The organism is Kribbella sp. NBC_00889 (assembly GCF_045207705.1).
In the GTDB taxonomy this organism is placed as follows: Bacteria; Actinomycetota; Actinomycetes; order Propionibacteriales; family Kribbellaceae; genus Kribbella.
The window spans coordinates 3,091,109-3,106,874 of sequence record NZ_CP108783.1 but is presented as its reverse complement, the minus strand read 5'-3'; the positions used below and the strand labels follow the sequence as shown (position 1 = coordinate 3,106,874).

The 15,766-nt window shown below is 67.7% G+C and carries 17 protein-coding genes; 11 read left to right on the top strand and 6 right to left on the bottom strand.

The window, feature by feature from the left end; all coding sequences use genetic code 11:
• Positions 1 to 94: 94 nt before the first annotated feature.
• Positions 95 to 859 carry an SDR family NAD(P)-dependent oxidoreductase gene (locus OG817_RS15005; protein ID WP_406055114.1) on the top strand — a complete coding sequence of 255 codons (765 nt, stop codon included), beginning with the start codon at positions 95 to 97 and terminating at the stop codon, positions 857 to 859.
• A gap of 39 nt (positions 860 to 898) precedes the next feature.
• Here the strand turns inward: OG817_RS15005 and OG817_RS15000 are convergent, their stop codons facing one another.
• Both OG817_RS15000 and OG817_RS14995 read right to left on the bottom strand, forming a co-directional pair.
• A complete protein-coding gene (locus tag OG817_RS15000; protein ID WP_406055112.1) occupies positions 899 to 1,582 on the bottom strand; it encodes a VOC family protein in 684 nt (227 codons plus the stop codon).
• 59 nt (positions 1,583 to 1,641) lie between these two features.
• Positions 1,642 to 2,412: a DinB family protein gene (locus OG817_RS14995; protein ID WP_406055110.1), complete on the bottom strand. Its 771-nt coding sequence runs from the start codon at positions 2,410 to 2,412 to the stop codon at positions 1,642 to 1,644.
• 84 nt (positions 2,413 to 2,496) lie between these two features.
• Here OG817_RS14995 and pyrH point away from each other — a divergent pair, with 84 nt between their 5' ends.
• Together pyrH and OG817_RS14985 are read left to right on the top strand one after the other, a co-directional pair.
• Positions 2,497 to 3,204 carry a UMP kinase gene (gene pyrH / locus OG817_RS14990; protein ID WP_406055108.1) on the top strand — a complete coding sequence of 236 codons (708 nt, stop codon included), beginning with the start codon at positions 2,497 to 2,499 and terminating at the stop codon, positions 3,202 to 3,204.
• A gap of 241 nt (positions 3,205 to 3,445) precedes the next feature.
• Entirely contained in the window at positions 3,446 to 5,434 is a 1,989-nt protein-coding gene (locus tag OG817_RS14985) for a GTP-binding protein (RefSeq protein ID WP_406055106.1), read from the top strand.
• On the opposite strand, the gene OG817_RS14980 is transcribed toward OG817_RS14985, so the two are convergent.
• The 3 genes from OG817_RS14980 to OG817_RS14970 all read right to left on the bottom strand — a co-directional run bounded on the left by OG817_RS14980 (position 5,391) and on the right by OG817_RS14970 (position 8,224).
• The gene (locus OG817_RS14980) at positions 5,391 to 6,212 is read right to left on the bottom strand and encodes a putative protein N(5)-glutamine methyltransferase (protein ID WP_406055104.1); all 822 of its coding nucleotides are present in this window, start codon (positions 6,210 to 6,212) and stop codon (positions 5,391 to 5,393) included. The two genes, OG817_RS14985 and OG817_RS14980, sit on opposite strands and share 44 nt — an antisense overlap.
• A 128-nt stretch (positions 6,213 to 6,340) precedes the next feature.
• Complete coding sequence (locus OG817_RS14975; RefSeq protein WP_406055102.1) at positions 6,341 to 7,291, bottom strand: SDR family NAD(P)-dependent oxidoreductase; 951 nt, start codon at positions 7,289 to 7,291, stop codon at positions 6,341 to 6,343.
• A gap of 42 nt (positions 7,292 to 7,333) precedes the next feature.
• A complete protein-coding gene (locus OG817_RS14970) occupies positions 7,334 to 8,224 on the bottom strand; it encodes a LysR family transcriptional regulator (protein ID WP_406055100.1) in 891 nt (296 codons plus the stop codon).
• Between the two features lie 96 nt (positions 8,225 to 8,320).
• Between OG817_RS14970 and OG817_RS14965 the strand changes: the two genes are divergently transcribed.
• The 8 genes from OG817_RS14965 to OG817_RS14930 all read left to right on the top strand — a co-directional run bounded on the left by OG817_RS14965 (position 8,321) and on the right by OG817_RS14930 (position 14,401).
• Positions 8,321 to 9,346: a hydroxyacid dehydrogenase gene (locus tag OG817_RS14965; protein WP_406055098.1), complete on the top strand. Its 1,026-nt coding sequence runs from the start codon at positions 8,321 to 8,323 to the stop codon at positions 9,344 to 9,346.
• Positions 9,347 to 9,358: 12 nt separating this feature from the next.
• The gene (locus OG817_RS14960; RefSeq protein ID WP_360439088.1) at positions 9,359 to 10,501 is read left to right on the top strand and encodes an enolase C-terminal domain-like protein; all 1,143 of its coding nucleotides are present in this window, start codon (positions 9,359 to 9,361) and stop codon (positions 10,499 to 10,501) included.
• Between the two features lie 10 nt (positions 10,502 to 10,511).
• A complete protein-coding gene (locus OG817_RS14955) occupies positions 10,512 to 11,585 on the top strand; it encodes an ABC transporter substrate-binding protein (protein ID WP_406055095.1) in 1,074 nt (357 codons plus the stop codon).
• Positions 11,582 to 11,854 (top strand): carbohydrate ABC transporter permease, encoded by a 273-nt coding sequence (locus OG817_RS14950; protein WP_406055093.1) that lies wholly within the window; start codon positions 11,582 to 11,584, stop codon positions 11,852 to 11,854. Before OG817_RS14955 ends, OG817_RS14950 begins: the two co-directional genes overlap by 4 nt.
• A complete protein-coding gene (locus tag OG817_RS14945; RefSeq protein WP_406055091.1) occupies positions 11,844 to 12,695 on the top strand; it encodes a carbohydrate ABC transporter permease in 852 nt (283 codons plus the stop codon). The genes OG817_RS14950 and OG817_RS14945 overlap by 11 nt, the downstream gene beginning before the upstream one ends.
• Entirely contained in the window at positions 12,696 to 13,478 is a 783-nt protein-coding gene (locus OG817_RS14940) for a sugar phosphate isomerase/epimerase family protein (RefSeq protein ID WP_406055089.1), read from the top strand.
• A gap of 44 nt (positions 13,479 to 13,522) precedes the next feature.
• Positions 13,523 to 13,966, top strand: coding sequence for a carboxymuconolactone decarboxylase family protein (locus OG817_RS14935; RefSeq protein ID WP_396390505.1), 444 nt, complete (start codon positions 13,523 to 13,525; stop codon positions 13,964 to 13,966).
• An 84-nt stretch (positions 13,967 to 14,050) separates the two neighbouring features.
• Positions 14,051 to 14,401: a YciI family protein gene (locus OG817_RS14930; RefSeq protein ID WP_406055087.1), complete on the top strand. Its 351-nt coding sequence runs from the start codon at positions 14,051 to 14,053 to the stop codon at positions 14,399 to 14,401.
• A 628-nt stretch (positions 14,402 to 15,029) separates the two neighbouring features.
• On the opposite strand, the gene OG817_RS14925 is transcribed toward OG817_RS14930, so the two are convergent.
• On the bottom strand, positions 15,030 to 15,581 hold the full coding sequence (locus OG817_RS14925; RefSeq protein WP_406055085.1) for a carbohydrate ABC transporter permease: 552 nt from the start codon (positions 15,579 to 15,581) through the stop codon (positions 15,030 to 15,032).
• Positions 15,582 to 15,766 lie beyond the last annotated feature (185 nt).

Here is a 15,766-nt window from a genome sequence, read left to right as displayed (position 1 = left end):
AAGCGTCGGCGAGGAATCGTCTACCGACCCGCCCACAACGGACCGTCTACTGGAGAGGTACCTGTTCATGACGTTCTAGGAGAATGACACGATCATGCAAATCGCTGTGATCACTGGCGGGAGTTCCGGCATCGGGCAGGGCGCGGCTTTCGAGCTCGCCCAGCGCGGGGTCGGGGTGATCCTGACCTACCGCGGCAACCGGTCCGGCGCCGTGGAGACGGTCGAACGGATCGAGAAGGACGGCGGTACGGCGGTCGCCCTGCCCCTCGATGTCGGCAGCGGCGACGCCTTCGCCGGCTTCAGGACCGCGGTCGAGGACGCGCTGCGTGAGCGTTGGGACCGAACCTCGTTCGACTACCTTGTCAACAACGCCGGCGTCGGGCAGATGCCGGTCCCGTTCGAGGAGACGACCGAAGAACTGTTCGACCAGATGCTCCAGGTCCATCTCAAGGGTCCGTACTTCCTCACGCAGACACTGCTGCCGCTGATCGCGGACGGTGGGTCGATCGTCTACACGACCAGCACCTCTGCGCTGCCGAGCGCCCGGCCGGAGCCGGGCTACTCGGTCTACGCGAGCGTGAAGGGCGCGCAGGTCGTCCTCACCCGCTACCTCGCCAAGGAACTCAGCGCGCGCCGCATCCGGGTCAACGCCGTCGCTCCGGGTGTGACCCGGACCCGGCTCGGCGACGACGCGTTCTCCCGCTTCCCCGACCTGATCCCGCCGATCGCCGACCGCACCGCCCTCGGCCGCATCGGCGAGCCCGACGATCTCGCCAAGGTGATCGCGTTCCTGCTCTCCCCCGAGAGTGCCTGGATCACCGCCCAAACCATCGAAGCCTCCGGCGGCTACGACCTCTGACCGTCCAGCCACTCCCCGACTGGCGGCGCAGGCTGACCTTCAGCGGCTTTCCGTCGTACAGATGCAGACCTTGTTGCCGTCTGGGTCGGCCAGGACGGTGAACGCCGGTGCCTCGGCGTCGCGGGTGATGGTGCCGCCGGCAGCCAGCGCTGCCTCGATGCGGGTGCGAGCGACCTCGGGCGGTAGCCACAGGTCGAGGTGGAAGCGTTGGCGGGGAGTCTCGTGCGGATCGGTGCGCTGGAACCACAGGTTCGGGACCCGGTCGGTCGGATCACCGACGTCGACACCGTGCATCGTGTCCGTGCTGCCGGTGAGCACCGCCGCCCAGAACGGACCGATCTTCTCGGGATCCGCGGTGTCGATCGCGATCTCCAGCTGCACCACTCCGGCAGGATCAGCCTGCACCTCGTGCGACCCGGCAATCGCACTGATCCGGCGCGCGAGCTCGACATCTCGCTGAGTCACCGACGGGAACACGTACTCGACGCCGTCCGGATCGCGGTACACCGCATCGGGACTCGCGAGTGCCACATCCACGAAGGTCGCACCGACCCGAATGTCCGGCTGGGTCCCAGCTGCTGCGCAAGTCTCGCCGATCGCGGTCAGGAACTTGAGCCCGTCGGCGAACGACGCGACCAGGAACCGTGCGTGCAGCCGTTGAGCCAGCTTCCGCCAATCCGCCAGCCCGGCATCCTGGATCGCCTGCACCGTCAACATGTCCATCGCCAACCCCCTCGGTCACGGTTCATCGAACGCTAAGCCATCGCCCGGACAGTTTCCGATCACGACCTTTCCAGTACGGCGAGGTCGCGTTCGGCGTACTGGCGGTGCTCCCACTCCTCGCTGAGGATGCAGCCGAGGCAGTCGTCGACGAGATAGCTGTCGGACGCCGGGTAGCCGGGATCGGGCACCGGTGTCGTCCGCTCGGCGAGCCGCTCGTCGGTGAGTTCGGCGATGATCGCGCGTACCCTGCCCATCCGGTCGGCGCGCAGTGCGAGGACTTCGTCGAGCGCCGGCCGGACGGTCCGGTCACGCGGGACGGGCGGCGTGTCGTGCATTTCGTCGTGGGGCAGGTCGAGCGGGTCCCACGGGGACGGCTCGCCGAGGACGGTCCGCAGTACCCACGCGTCCGTCGCGAAGACGAGGTGACGCAGCGTCTCGATGAAGGACCATTCACCGTCCACCGATTCGTGCAGCAGCTCCGGCGGCAGGGCCCGGGCGCGGGCGATCGTCTCGGCCCAGAGCCGCTCGAGCAGCTCCCACGCCTCGGGATACCCGTCGGCATCGGTCGGGCGCATCTTCTCCCGGCCAGGCTGACGACGGTTGAGCTCGGCATCGATCAGCGGTACGACGTCGACACCCCAGACCCGCAGGCCGCGGATGTCACCATCGAGTGACACGTCGACCAGCCGCGCGCCGCGGATCGTCGCGCCGCTGAGGTTCACATTGCCGAACCGCGCCCCGGCCAGGTCGACGTCGTGAAACACCGCGTCCCGCAGCGACAGCTCCTCGAACCGCGCCCCGGCCAGATTGCCCTGCTTGAACTCGGTCACGGGCCCAGCTTCGCGCGCCCACCCCGCGCCGTCCAGGGCAGAATGGCACGGGATCAGCAGCGCCTTCCGACCGAACGGAGCAGCATGTATCGACGGCTTGTCGTGAAGTTGTCCGGCCAGGCGATTGCCGGGGGTGACGCGTTCGGGTTCAACAGCGAGAGGCTCACGCACCTGGCCAACGAGGTGATCGCGTTGCGCGCTACCGGCGTTCAGGTCGCGGTGGTTGTGGGCGGGGGCAACGTCTTCCGCGGCAACCGGGCCGAGGACTGGGGCATCGACCGGGTCGAGGCCGACAACATCGGCATGCTCGGCACCGTCATCAACGCCGTCCTGCTGCGCGGCCGGCTGGCAGCGCTCGGTGCCGACGACGCGCGCCTGATGACCGCGATCCCGATCAACAACATGGCTGAGCCGTACATTCGGCTGCGCGCCCTGCGACACCTGGAGAAGGGCGCGATCGTCCTCCTTGCCTCCGGCAACGGGCAGCCGTTCACCACCACCGACTACCCCGCCGTCCAGCGCGCCGTCGAACTCGGCGCCGACGCCCTGCTGGTCGCCAAGAACGGCACTGACGGCGTGTACGACGCCGACCCCAACAAGTTCCCGGACGCGCGCCGATTCGACCACCTCAGCTACCAGGAGGTCATCGACCGCGGCCTCGGCGTGATGGACCAGTCCGCCTTCATCCTGGCCCGCGACCACCGTCTCCCGCTGCACGTCTTCGACATCGACCGCGCCGGAGCCGCGTCCTCCATCAGCACCGGCACCCCCGTCGGCACCCTGATCAACTAGCTCGTAGTTCCTTGCTGATCCTGGCTGCTTCGAGGGGGTCAGGCACGTGCGCACCGGGAGTGGACGGGCGTGGCAGCAGCCTATGGTGTAGCGGAGGGCTAAACCGTTTGCCGGGTTCTACCGGTGACTGGTGTACTCGGACTCGTCCGAAACAGGTGCCAATCAAGGAGAGCTGCCATGCGACCTCGCTTCATGTTCGCCGTGGAAGCCATCGACACCTGTTCAAGGGACATGAAGCTGCGTGAAATTACTGAACCTCGGGATCCTGGCGCATGTCGACGCCGGTAAGACGAGTCTGACCGAGCGGCTGCTCTACGCGGCCGGCGTCATCGACGAGATCGGCAGCGTCGACAGCGGCAGTACCCAGACCGATTCCCTCGCGCTGGAGCGCCAGCGCGGTATCACCATCAAGTCGGCGGTCGTGTCATTCGTGATCGGTCATGACGACGACCCGGTCACGGTCAACCTGATCGACACCCCCGGCCACCCGGACTTCATCGCCGAGGTCGAGCGCGCGCTCAGTGTGCTCGACGGTGCGGTGCTGGTCATCTCGGCGGTCGAGGGCGTGCAGGCGCAGACCCGCGTGCTGATGCGCACGCTGCAACGCCTGAAGATCCCGACCCTGATCTTCGTCAACAAACTCGACCGGTCCGGCGCGCAGTACGACGCCGTACTCAAGTCGATCGCGGACAAGTTGACGCCGGCCATCGTCCCGATGGGATCGGCCACCCGGCTCGGCACCCGCGAGGCGACCTTCACGCCGTACAACGGGAGCGATCCGTACGGCGCCCTGCTCGAAGTGCTCACCGAGAACGACGAGGACCTGCTGCGAACGTTCGTGGAGAACGAGAAGGCGCTCTCGCACGACGTTCTCCGGTGTGCGCTCGCCCGGCAGACCAAGCAGGCCCTCGTCCACCCGGTGTACTTCGGCTCCGCGATCACCGGCGTCGGCACCGACCCCCTGACCGCGGGCATCCGTGAGTTCCTCCCCTTGGCCGGCACCGACCAGGAGCCGGTCGACGGATCGGTCTTCAAGGTCGAGCGCGGCCCCGCCGGCGAGAAAGTCGCCTACGTCCGGATGTTCTCCGGTACGGCGCACGTCCGCGACCGGCTGCGCTTCGGCGACACCGGAGAGGCCAAGCTGACCGCACTCGAGGTGATCGGCGAAGGTACGGCGGCCGCCGTCAACGCCGGCCAGATCGGGAAGCTGTGGGGCCTCGCCGACATCCAGATCGGCGATCGCATCACCGCGACCGACCAGCCGACCCCGGCCACGACCACCGGATTCTTCGCTCCGCCGACCCTGGAGACGGTGATCTCGCCGGCACGGCCGTCGGACAAGGGGAATCTCCGGGTGGCGCTGTCTCAGCTCGCCGAGCAGGACCCGCTGATCAACCTGCGCCAGGACGACCTGAGGCAGGAGACCTACGTGTCGCTGTACGGCGAGGTGCAGAAGGAGGTCATCCAGACGACGCTCGCGACCGAGTTCGGGATCGACGTCGAGTTCCGCGAGACCACCACGATCTGCATCGAGCGGCTGCTCGGCAGCGGCGAGGCGGTGGAGTTCAACAAGAAGGACGCGAACCCGTTCCTGGCCACCGTCGGTCTGCGGGTCGAGCCGGCGCCGGTCAACACCGGGGTGACGTTCGAGCTCGAGGTGGAGCTCGGCTCGATGCCGTACGCGTTCATCAAGGCGGTCGAGGAGACCGTCCGGGAGGCACTCCACCAGGCCATCCACGGCTGGCAGATCCCGGACGCGCGCGTGGTGATGACGCACTCGGGTTACTCGGCCCGGCAGAGCCATGCGCACGCCGTCTTCGACAAGAGCATGTCGAGTACGGCGGGCGACTTCCGGAACCTCACTCCCCTGGTCCTGATGACGGCGCTGCGACAGGCCGGCACCCAGGTCCACGAGCCGATGCACCGGTTCCGGCTGGAGATGCCGACCGACACGACCCGTGCCGTCCTGTCCGCGCTGGCCCGCCTGCGCGCGATCCCGCAGGTGCCGGCACTGGCCGCGGAAACCTCAACCCTGGAAGGAGAAATCCCTGCGGCGGCCGTGTACGAGTTCGAGCAGCAGCTGCCCGCCCTCACCCGCGGCGAGGGCGTGCTGGAGTCGGCGTTCGAGCGCTACCAGCCGGTGACCGGACCGATCCCGGAGCGCCCGCGCACCGACCACGACCCGCTCAACCGGCGGGACTACCTCCTGCACGTGCAGCGGCGGGTTTGATGCCATACACAACGGTCGCGCCGAGGTCGTCGTCAGCGACGATCTCGGCGGCCAGACCGTGCTCGACCATCACCGCCTTCGCCAGCGGCGCCTGATGCTCGCTCATCTCCACGAACATGTAACCGCCAGGAGCGAGCCATTCGGGCGCCGCCGCGGCCACCCGGCGCAACATCGCCAACCCGTCCGGCCCACCGTCGAGCGTCACATGCGGCTCGTACAGCCGCGCCTCCGGCGGCAACAACCGGATCTCGTTCGTCGGCACATACGGCACATTCGCCAGCAGTACGTCGATCCGCCCCCGCAGCTCATCCGGCAACGCGGAGAACAGATCGCCCTGATAGACCGACCCTCGCCATGGCACGAGATTGCGCCGCGCACACCGAACCGCGGCCGGCTCGATGTCGGCGGCGTACAACGACACCTGCCGTTCGGCCGCGATCGCGGCACCCAACGCACCCGAGCCACACCCCAGATCGAGTACGACGGCGCCCGGCGAGGTCATCCGCAGCGCTTCGGCGACCAGGAACTCGGTCCGACGGCGTGGAATGAACACCCCGGGATCAACGGCGATCCGCAGCCCGCGGAAGGAGGCCCAGCCGAGGACGTGTTCGAGCGGCAGCCCGGCGATCCGGCGATCGGCCATGGCCTTCAGTTCGGCGTCGTCGCGAGCGGTCTCGGCGATCATCGCCGCCTCGTCCTCGGCGAACACGCAACCGGCCGCGCGCAACCGGTCGACAACGCTGCCGAGGTCGAATGATGGAACAGAAGAAACAGACACAGAACCCCTTCGACTACGAGGCTCCCGCGGTCAGCGAACGACGCTGACCACTCGAGGCGGGAGCAACCAACCTGCCTGACTGGTGATCGGTCCCACCTCCTTCGTCCGCCGCTGCGGTGCTGACCACATTACCCGAAGGCGTTCACTCCCGTGAGCTCGGCCGAGACGGTCCACAACCGCTCCGCCGAAGCTGGGTCCACGGCGTACGGCCGGACGCCCGGGCTGTCGTCGGTGGAGACCTCCGCGACCTCGCAGTCCTCGCAGAAGACACCGCCAAGACCGTCGAGCTGCGGCGACGTCGCGGCCCAGACCTGAGTGGCCGCTCCCTGCTCGGGCGACTTGAAGCCCCGGCCGACCGGGTTGCCGTCCTCGTCGATCCAGCCGTAGCCGACCATCTCCTCGCGGGTCAGATGACGCTGCAGCGGCGTCAGGATCCCGCCTGGGTGCAATGCGAACGCACGCACGCCGGAATCCTTGCCGAGGGCATCCAGCTGGACGGCGAACAGCACGTTGGCCGTCTTCGCCTGCCCGTACGCCTCCCACTTGTCGTAGCCCAGCCTGAAGTCCAGATCGTCCCACCGGATGTCCGACCGCCGGTGCCCCGTCGACGACACCGACACGACGCGAGCGCCGCCGTCGGCCGTCAGCGCGGGCCACAGCCGGTTCACCAGCGCGAAGTGGCCAAGGTGGTTGGTCGCGAACTGCGCCTCCCAGCCGGGGCCGACCCGGGTCTCGGGGCTGGCCATGATCGCCGCGTTGTCGATCTGGATGTCGATGCTGCGCCCCGACGCGAGGAACCGGTCCGCGAACGCACGCACACTGTCCAGATCACCGAGATCCAGCTCGTCGACCTCGACACCCGAGACGTCGGCCAACGTCTCGCGAGCGGCGCCGGGCCGTCGCGCAGGTACGACGACGTGTGCACCGGCCTTGGTCAACGCACGGGTTGTCTCCAGGCCGAGGCCCGAGTAGCCGCCGGTGACGACCGCCAGCTTGCCGGTCAGGTCGATGCCGGCCAGGACGTCGTCCGCGGTGCTGTCGTGCCCGAATCCCGAACCGATCTTGTGCTGTGCTGTCATGCTCAGCACACTACGGATTCGAGTGCGCTCCAAGTCAAGCGGTCACGCGTCGAGGTGCGGGTTCTCCCGCAGTGACTCGGCCAGGCGTTGGAGAGCAGGGTTGGGACTGTCCGGACTCCAGCAAGCGTGCAGCGTCACGGAGTGCGCGTCGGCCGGATCGAGCTCCCGGTAACGAACCCCGTCGACCCCCATCGCCTTGATCGAGCGCGGGATCAACGCACATCCGAAGCCGGCTCTGACCAGCGCCAGCATCGTCGGAACCTGCGAGGCCAGCTGGCTGACGGCGTACCGGTCCATCCCGATCATCGCCGCACAGATGTCATGCAGGTACTGCGATCCTTCCGGGCTGTAGCCGATGTAGCCATCCGTCACGTCGACCAGCGCGACCGGCGAATCTCCCTCCGCCAGCGGATGGGAAGCCGGTACGGCGACCACCAGGTCCTCCGAGTGGACCAGCACCGACTCGAACTGCGACGGGATCGGTGGTCGAACCAGTCCAAGATCGATCTCCAAGTTCGCCAACGCCTCGAACTGCGACGGGCTGACCAACTCGGTGAGCTCTGCGGTCACCGCCGGAGACCGTTTCGCGATCATGGTGAGGAAGTCGGCCAGTACGGCGTACGCGCCGATCGCGGTGAACGCGATCCGCAGGGTCCCGGTCTGTCCCTCGGCCGCGCGCCGCGTCGCCTCCGGGGCGACTTCGAGCAGGGCGAGTACTCGGCGGGCGTGTTCGAGGAATACGTCGCCGGCCGCGGTCAGCCGGACTCCCCGGCCGGTCCGGTCGAACAGCCGGACCTCGAGGGATCGCTCCAGGCCCTGGATCTGCCGGGTCAGCGGCGGCTGGGTCATGTTCAGCCGCTGGGCGGCGCGGCCGTAGTGGAGTTCCTCGGCGACGGCGACGAAGCCGCGCAGTTGCTGGAGCGAGAGGTCCATACCGGCACGGTATCGGTTCATGCGAAATCGGGCCTGGACCTGCATAACGGAAAGCGCCTACCGTCAGAGCGACGCTCAAGCGAAGGAGCCCCCACGGTGCCGAAACTCGTTGCCCTGATGTCCCCCGAACGTGCCGACGACGTGGTCGACCCGCAGACCCGCCGCCTGCTCGAGGACCGGTTCGAGGTCGTCTGGGCGCAGTCCGCTCACGCCGCCGGACCGGCAGCGCCCGGCAAGCCGCCGGCGCTGGACCCGGCGGCCGTGCCCGGGCTGGTGGCCGGCGCCGACGTACTCCTGACCAGTTGGGGTACGCCGCATCTCGGCAAGGAACTGTGGGCCGACGGCAACGGACCGAAGGTGGTCGCGCACGCGGCCGGCACGGTCAAGAACCTGATCGACCCGGTCATCCTCGACCAGGGTGTCGCCGTCTTCTCGGCCGGCCCGCGGATCGCCTGGTCCGTCGGCGAATACTGCCTCGCCTCGATGCTCACCCTGGCCCGTCGCCTCCCCCGTTTCGACCAGGCGATCCGGCATGGTGGCTGGAAGCAGACCGGCTTCCGCGGCCACGAGCTCGCCGGTGCCAAAGTCGGCATCGTCGGCGCGAGCAGCACGGCCCGCGCACTCATCACGCTGCTGCAGCCCTTCCACTGCGACCTCGTGGTCTACGACCCCTACCTCACTGCCGAGCGCGCGGATCAGCTCGGCGTCCGCACCGCCGAACTGCGGGAGACGGTCGAGAGCGCGTACCTGTCGATCCACGTCCCGAACGTGCCGGAGACCAAGGGCATGATCACCCGCGAGCTGATCGGGCGGATCCCCGACGGCGCGGTCGTCGTGAACTCGTCCCGTGGACCCGCGATCGACCAGCAGGCACTGCTCGACCACGTGCTGGACGGCCGCCTGTACGCCGCTCTCGACGTCTACGACCCCGAGCCGCCGTCCTTCGACGCGACGATCCTCCAGGCGTCCAACCTGCTGCTCAGTCCGCACGTCGCCGGCGACACCGCGGAAGGTCACCTCGCACTCGCCGGGTACGTGCTGGCCGACGCACTGAAGTGGCTCGAGGCCGGCACTCGCGGACCCAGCTTCGTCGATCCGGCCGTCTGGTCGATCGCAGCCTGAGAGGAGGACCCGATGTCCCGGATCGCCCAGGTCGAAGTCTTCCCGGTTGCTGTCCCGTTCGCCCGCCGGTTCGTGCTCGGCAGCGGAGCGGTCGGCTCCCCCGGCGCCGCTCCGGATCAGGCCGCCGCGGTGGTGTTCGTGAAGCTGACCACCGAGGACGGCGTGGTCGGATGGGGAGAGCAGAGGGCGCTGCCCAGCTGGAGCTACGAGACCGCCGAGACGATGGCCGTCGTGATCAGGCGGCACCTCGCCCCGATTCTGCTCGAACTCACCCCGTTCGACGTCGAGCTCTTCCACCAGCGCGCCGCCAAGCGCCTCAGCCCCGCGGTCTCGAACGGCTTCCCCTTCGCCCGCGCAGCCGTCGACGTCGCGATGCACGACGCGGCCGGCAAGCTCGCCGGTGTCCCCGTGCACGCGCTGCTCGGCGGCAAGGTGTACGACGAGATCCCGCTCTGCTCAGCCATCGGGGTCGGCGACCAGGAGGCGGTCCGCGACCATGCGATCCAGTCGTCGGACTACCCGGCGTACAAGGTCAAGATCGGGGGCGATCTGGATGCGGACACCGAGGCGATCCGGACCGTGGCCGAGGTGGCCGGCGGCAAGCCCTTGTGGCTCGACGCGAACCAGTCGTACCGCCCCAGCGCGCTGCGGCAGCTGCTTGACCGGACCAGGGACATCCACACGATCCACTGTGTCGAGCAACCCGTGCCGAGCACGGACACGCTCGCGATGCAGCGGCTGCGTGAACTGATCGACCTGCCGATCGCGATCGACGAGGGCAGTTTCTCCGCGCAGGACCTGGCCCGCGCGATCCGGCTGGACGCCGCGGACCTCGTCGTGATCAAGGTCTGCAAATCCGGCGGCCTGAGGAACGCGCTCAAGACCGCCCAGACCGCGCTGTCGGGCGGTCTCGAGATCCTCGCCAGCGGCCTCACCGACTGCGGAGTCGCGTTCGCCGCCGCGCTGCATGTGTTCAGTCAGCTCGAGCTCGCCCTTCCCGCCGAGCTCAACGGGCCGGAGCTGCTGTCCGATCTGTACGTCGAGGGACTGAGCATCACCAAGGCCGTCGCAACGGTCCCCACCGCCCCTGGACTGGGCGTTCAGGTCGACGAGGAGCGAATCCGCGCCGAGTCGATCGACCTGCTCTATCGGTGAGGAGACAACCATGAGCACGAAGCTGTCCCGCCGCAGCTTTCTCGAACTCAGCGGCCTGGCCGGGTTGGGGCTGGCCGTGGCCGGCTGCTCGTCCGGTCCACCGGCCGGGTCGGCCACCTGGGCCATGTGGTCGAGCAGCGCCGCGGAGCGGAAGGTCTGGCAGGACTTCAGCGCGTACGTCGAGCAGCAACTCGAGGTGAAGTCCGTCCCGACCCTGACCCCGTCCGGCCCCTACCCGACCAAGCTCGACCTCCAACTGGTGAGTGGGACAGCCGGCCTGGTGACCGCGCTGAACGGCACGCTCATCCCGACGTACGCCGCCCGCGGTGCGCACCGGCCGCTGGACGACCTGATCGAGGGCGACTCCGACTTCGACCTGGACGACTTCTACCAGCCGATCCAGAAGATCTCGAGCTTCAACGGCAAGACGTACGCGATCGGGTTCGACGTCGCGCCCACCGTCATGTACTACAACAAGAGCCTGCTGCAGAAGCAGGGCATCGCGCTGCCGTCCCGGACCGAGCCGATGCCGTGGGCAACGTTCCGCGACCTGGCCGTCGAGCTGACCCACCCGCCGGACCAGTACGGCTTCACCTGCGCGCCGGCCATCGACGACCTGGTGTCGTGGATCTACTGCGCCGGCGGCAACGTGATGAGCGAGGACGCCTCCCGCAGCATCCTCGGCGAGCCGGAGGCGATGGAGGCGGTGCAGTTCGTCATCGACCTGTTCGTCAAGGACAAGGTCACACCGCCGATCAAGAACCTCGTCACCGAGAGCTCGCTGTCGAACTTCCTGGAGGGCAACGTCGCCTTCATGCAGAACGGCCCGTGGCAGGTCGTCAACGTGCGCAAGACCGAGTTCGACTGGGACATCATCCCGTTCCCGGCCGGTGCCGCCGGCAGCACGCCGCGGGTCTCCGGATCCAGCTTCGCGATTCCATCGGGGGTGCGCGAGGGTGCCGATCTCGATCTCGCGTGGAAGCTGCTGGAGACGCTCACCAGTACGGGCGCCTTGGACATCTACGCCAAGGCCGGCCGGAACAACCCGGCCCGGTTCAGCGCCGGCAGAGCTTGCGGAACGTGACGCTGCCGATGCTGTCACCAGCACTGTTCTTCGTGATCGTCATCTCGATCATCGGCTCGTTCCAGGTGTTCGACCAGGCCCTCATCATGACGAACGGCGGACCGGGCACGCGCACGACCACTTTGGTGATGTACATCTACCGGACCGGCTTCGAGAACTACGACCAGGGGTACGCCGCCGCGCAGTCGCTCGTGCTGTTCGCCTTCATCGTGCTGATCACCGCCACGCAGTTCTTCTTCCAGCGGAGGCTGGTGCACTATGACAACTGAAGCCCTCCCCCTGGTCTCCACCAAGGTCGTGCAGCGGAAGCTGGTTGTCTTCGCCTGCTTCCTGGTGACCGCGGTCACGCTGATCCCGGTCGTGATGATGGTGCTGGTCGCGTTCCAGTCCGACGCCGAGTCGATGGCCGCCAAACCGTCGTTCTGGCCGAGCAGCTGGCATCCGGAGAACCTGACCCGGGCCTTCGAACTGGTGCCGCTCGGCAAGTACCTGCTGAACACCGTGTACTTCGCCGGCGGGACGACCCTGCTGGAGACCGTGACGGCGGCGCTCGCGGCGTACGCGTTCGCCCGGCTGGACTTCCCCGGCCGGAGCTGGCTGTTCGGCATCTACCTCGCCACCTTGATGATCCCGTCGCAGGTGACGCTGATCCCGCAGTTCGTGCTGGTCGCGAAGCTGCACGGCATCGACACCTGGCCGGGCATGATCCTGCCGCACGCGTTCACCGCGATCGGGGTGTTCCTGCTCCGGCAGTTCTTCCTCGGCATCCCGCGCGACTACGAGGAGGCCGCCCGGCTCGACGGTGCCAACCGCTGGCAGGCGTTCATCCGGGTGATCGTGCCACTGGCGGTCCCGGCGATCGCGACCCTGGGGGTGTTCAAGTTCATCGGTCAGTGGAACAACCTTCTGTGGCCGTTGGTCATCTCGAACAGCGACGCCACCCGGACGGCGTCGGTCGGGCTGCAGGTGTTCCAGGACACCAACGGCACGCAGTGGAATCTGCTGCTGATGGCTGCCACCGTCACCACGGTCCCGCTGATCATCCTGTTCTTCCTGACGCAACGCTGGTTCGTCCGAGGTATCACCATGAGTGGGCTGGGAGGCCGCTGAATGACCTATCTGTGGTCCGTCTTCACCAAACCCTGGGCGGGGCTGCCCGGCGACGAGCTGGGCCGGCTCGTCGCCCGCCTCGGATTCGCCGGCGCCGAGGTCCCGGTCCGCGACACCGCTTACGTAACTCCCGCGGCGGCGGAGACCGAGCTGCCGAAGTTCACGGCACAGTTGCGGGCCGAGGGCATCGAGCCGATCAGCGTTGCCAGTGATCTCTCCGAGCGCGTCTTCGCCGCTAGTGCGGAGGCGGGCGTACCGATGATCCGGATCATGGCTGACGTCGGCCCAGACGGGTACGCCGCATCGGTACGACGCAATCGCGTGCTGCTCGAGGAGGCCGCCGTACTGGTGGAGCGGTACGGCGTCCAGGTCGGGGTGCAACCGCATCACGGGCGGTTCGTCGCGTCGACGCTCGGCGTACTGCAACTGCTCGACGGGCTGCCGGAGTCGTTCAAACTCGTGTGGGACGCGGCGCACGATGCGCTCGCCGGTGACGACCCCGCCGTCACACTTGAGCTCGGCGCCGACCGGCTCGGCATCGTCAACCTCAAGAACGCGTACTACGTCCGCACCGACGACGGCTGGAAGACCTACTTCGGCCAGGCCGGCGAAGGACTGTCCGACTGGACCGCTGTGTTCGCCGCCTTGGAGAAGCTCAACTACAGCGGGCCGATCTGTCTCACCAGCCAGTACTCCGACCTCAGTGTGCCGGTCGACGAACGCGTGAAAACTGATCTCCAGACCGCTGTCACATCATCGCGCCGGGATCCGTCGAGGGAATGAAGACAACACCACGGAACCTGGAGAAACCTCCCATGAATGCACGGATGACGAACCCCGCCGAGATCCTCCCGGACGCCACCAAGGGCGTCCAGAACATCTACAAGGCCATCGCCCAGGCCGGCGCGCCGGGGTCGACGCTCGAACTGGTGCACCTGCGGGCCAGCCAGATCAACGGCTGCTCCCCCTGCGTGTTCGGCGGGATCAAGTCGGCGCTCAAGAACGGTGAGACCGACGAGCGGCTGCACCAGGTCGCCGCCTGGCGCGACTCGGACCTTTTCACCGCCTCCGAGCGTGCGGCGCTCGAGCTCGCCGAGGCCGCGACCCGGCTCGCCGACCGGCCGGGCGCGGTCACCGACGAGATCTGGGCCGCGGCCGCCGAGCACTTCGACGAGCGGCAGTTGTCCGGGATCGTGATGATGATCGCGCTCACCAACATGTTCAACCGGATCAACACCACCGTCCGCACCCCGGCCGGAGCCACCTGGTAGGACCTGCGCTACGCATAGTCTGAGCGCCGGTGTCGAGAAGGGCACCGGCGCTCCGACGTACCCAGGACAGGACGGAGATTCGCGATGAAGTACATGCTGCTGATCTACGGGAACACCGACACCTGGGATGCCCTGAACGCGGCGGGAATCGAGCAGGTGCTCGACCAGCACCGCATCGTCGCCGAGGAGCTGAAGGCGAACGGCGAGTATGTCGACGGCCTCGGACTGACCACCGCGAGCGCCCGAGTGGTCAGGGTGAACGACGGCGTCCCGGCGGTCACCGACGGACCGTTCACCGAGGCGAAGGAAGTGCTGGCCGGTTACTACCTGGTCGAGTGCAGTCTGGAGCGGGCCACGGAGATCGCGGCCCGGCTGCCGGAGGCTCCGTATTCTCCGATCGAGATTCGCGCGCTGACCGATCCGATGGCGGACTGAGCGCCGTCCGTAGGGAGGGACAGCTACAGAAACTTGCCGGCCTCAGCTCGGCGTTGGGATCTGAGACCGGCGAGTCACTCAGCTCTGTGCTTGGCCGCTGGGTTTCAGCTCGGGTGTGCCGACGCGAGGATGACCCCACCTGATGCAGGTTGGTCACCCATGCCCCGGCCACCCCGGACGAACACAGTCGCGCCCCGCTCCGGCGCTGGTGCGCCTTCGCGGAGTCGCAGCGTGGTCGTCATACCGTTGCTCAGTCTGAGCACTGCCACGCGTCGCGGCCGCCCCGACGGAATCGACGAGTTCACCTCGTGGATGCCGGTGCAGACCGCTGGTTGGATCGAAGCCCGTCCGAGCTCTGCGTTGCCGTGACTCCTCACATCACGGCACTGCTCGGCGAGCCTTGTCATCGCTGACACGCGTCCCCCTTCTCTTGTTGTGACCCCCGAGTGGCGGGTTGGCGCGGCCGCCGCGCAGGCAGCAGCCGCACACTCCCCCGTTCAGTCCGCACCCGGAAAGAACGCGGAAGTGATCATGGAAGCCTTGCTGAGAGTGACGACCATTTCAAGGGATCGTGACCGGAATCCCGCGTGCCGGGACCGCTGTCCACGATTACCCCTGGATAGCGCGTTTACTGCCCGCCGAAGCCTGTCGTCGCGACACCCTTGATGATGTGGCGCTGGAAGAACAGGAAAACCACCACCAGTGGCAAAGCTGCCAGGATCGCCGAGGCCATGTTCTGCGCGTATTGCAGGCCATAGGCGCTCTTCACCGTCTGCAGGCCGACCGGCAACGTCATCAGGTCCGCGTCGGTGGTGACGATGAACGGCCAGAGGAAGTTGTTCCAGGCACCGATGAAGACGAAGATCGCCACCGCCGCGAGGATCGGGCGGGACAACGGCAACACGATGGACCAGAACACCCGCAGCCGGTTCGCGCCGTCCACCCGGGCGGCGTCCTCCAGCTCGATCGGGATCTGGTCGAAGAAACGTTTGAGAATGAGCACCATCGCCGGCGCGATCGTCTGCGGCAGAATGATTCCCCAGTAGGTGTCGACCAGGTCGAAGGCGAGCATCTGCCGGAACAACGGCACGATCAGCATCTGCGGCGGAATGATGATGGCGCCGATGATCGCGGCGTACAGCCAGCGCCGCCCGGCGAAAAATGACCCGGGAGAAGGCATAGCCGGCCAGCGCCGAGACGGCCACGGTGAGGAACGTGATCGCCATCGAGGTGATCAGGCTGTTCCACGCCCAGGACGGGATGTCGCCGGCCGAGAGCACCTTGCGGTAGGCGCTCCGGAGAGCAGACGACGCCGGGAAATGTCCCGATCAAGCGATGTCATACGGTCTCTCCTTCGGGCGGCGG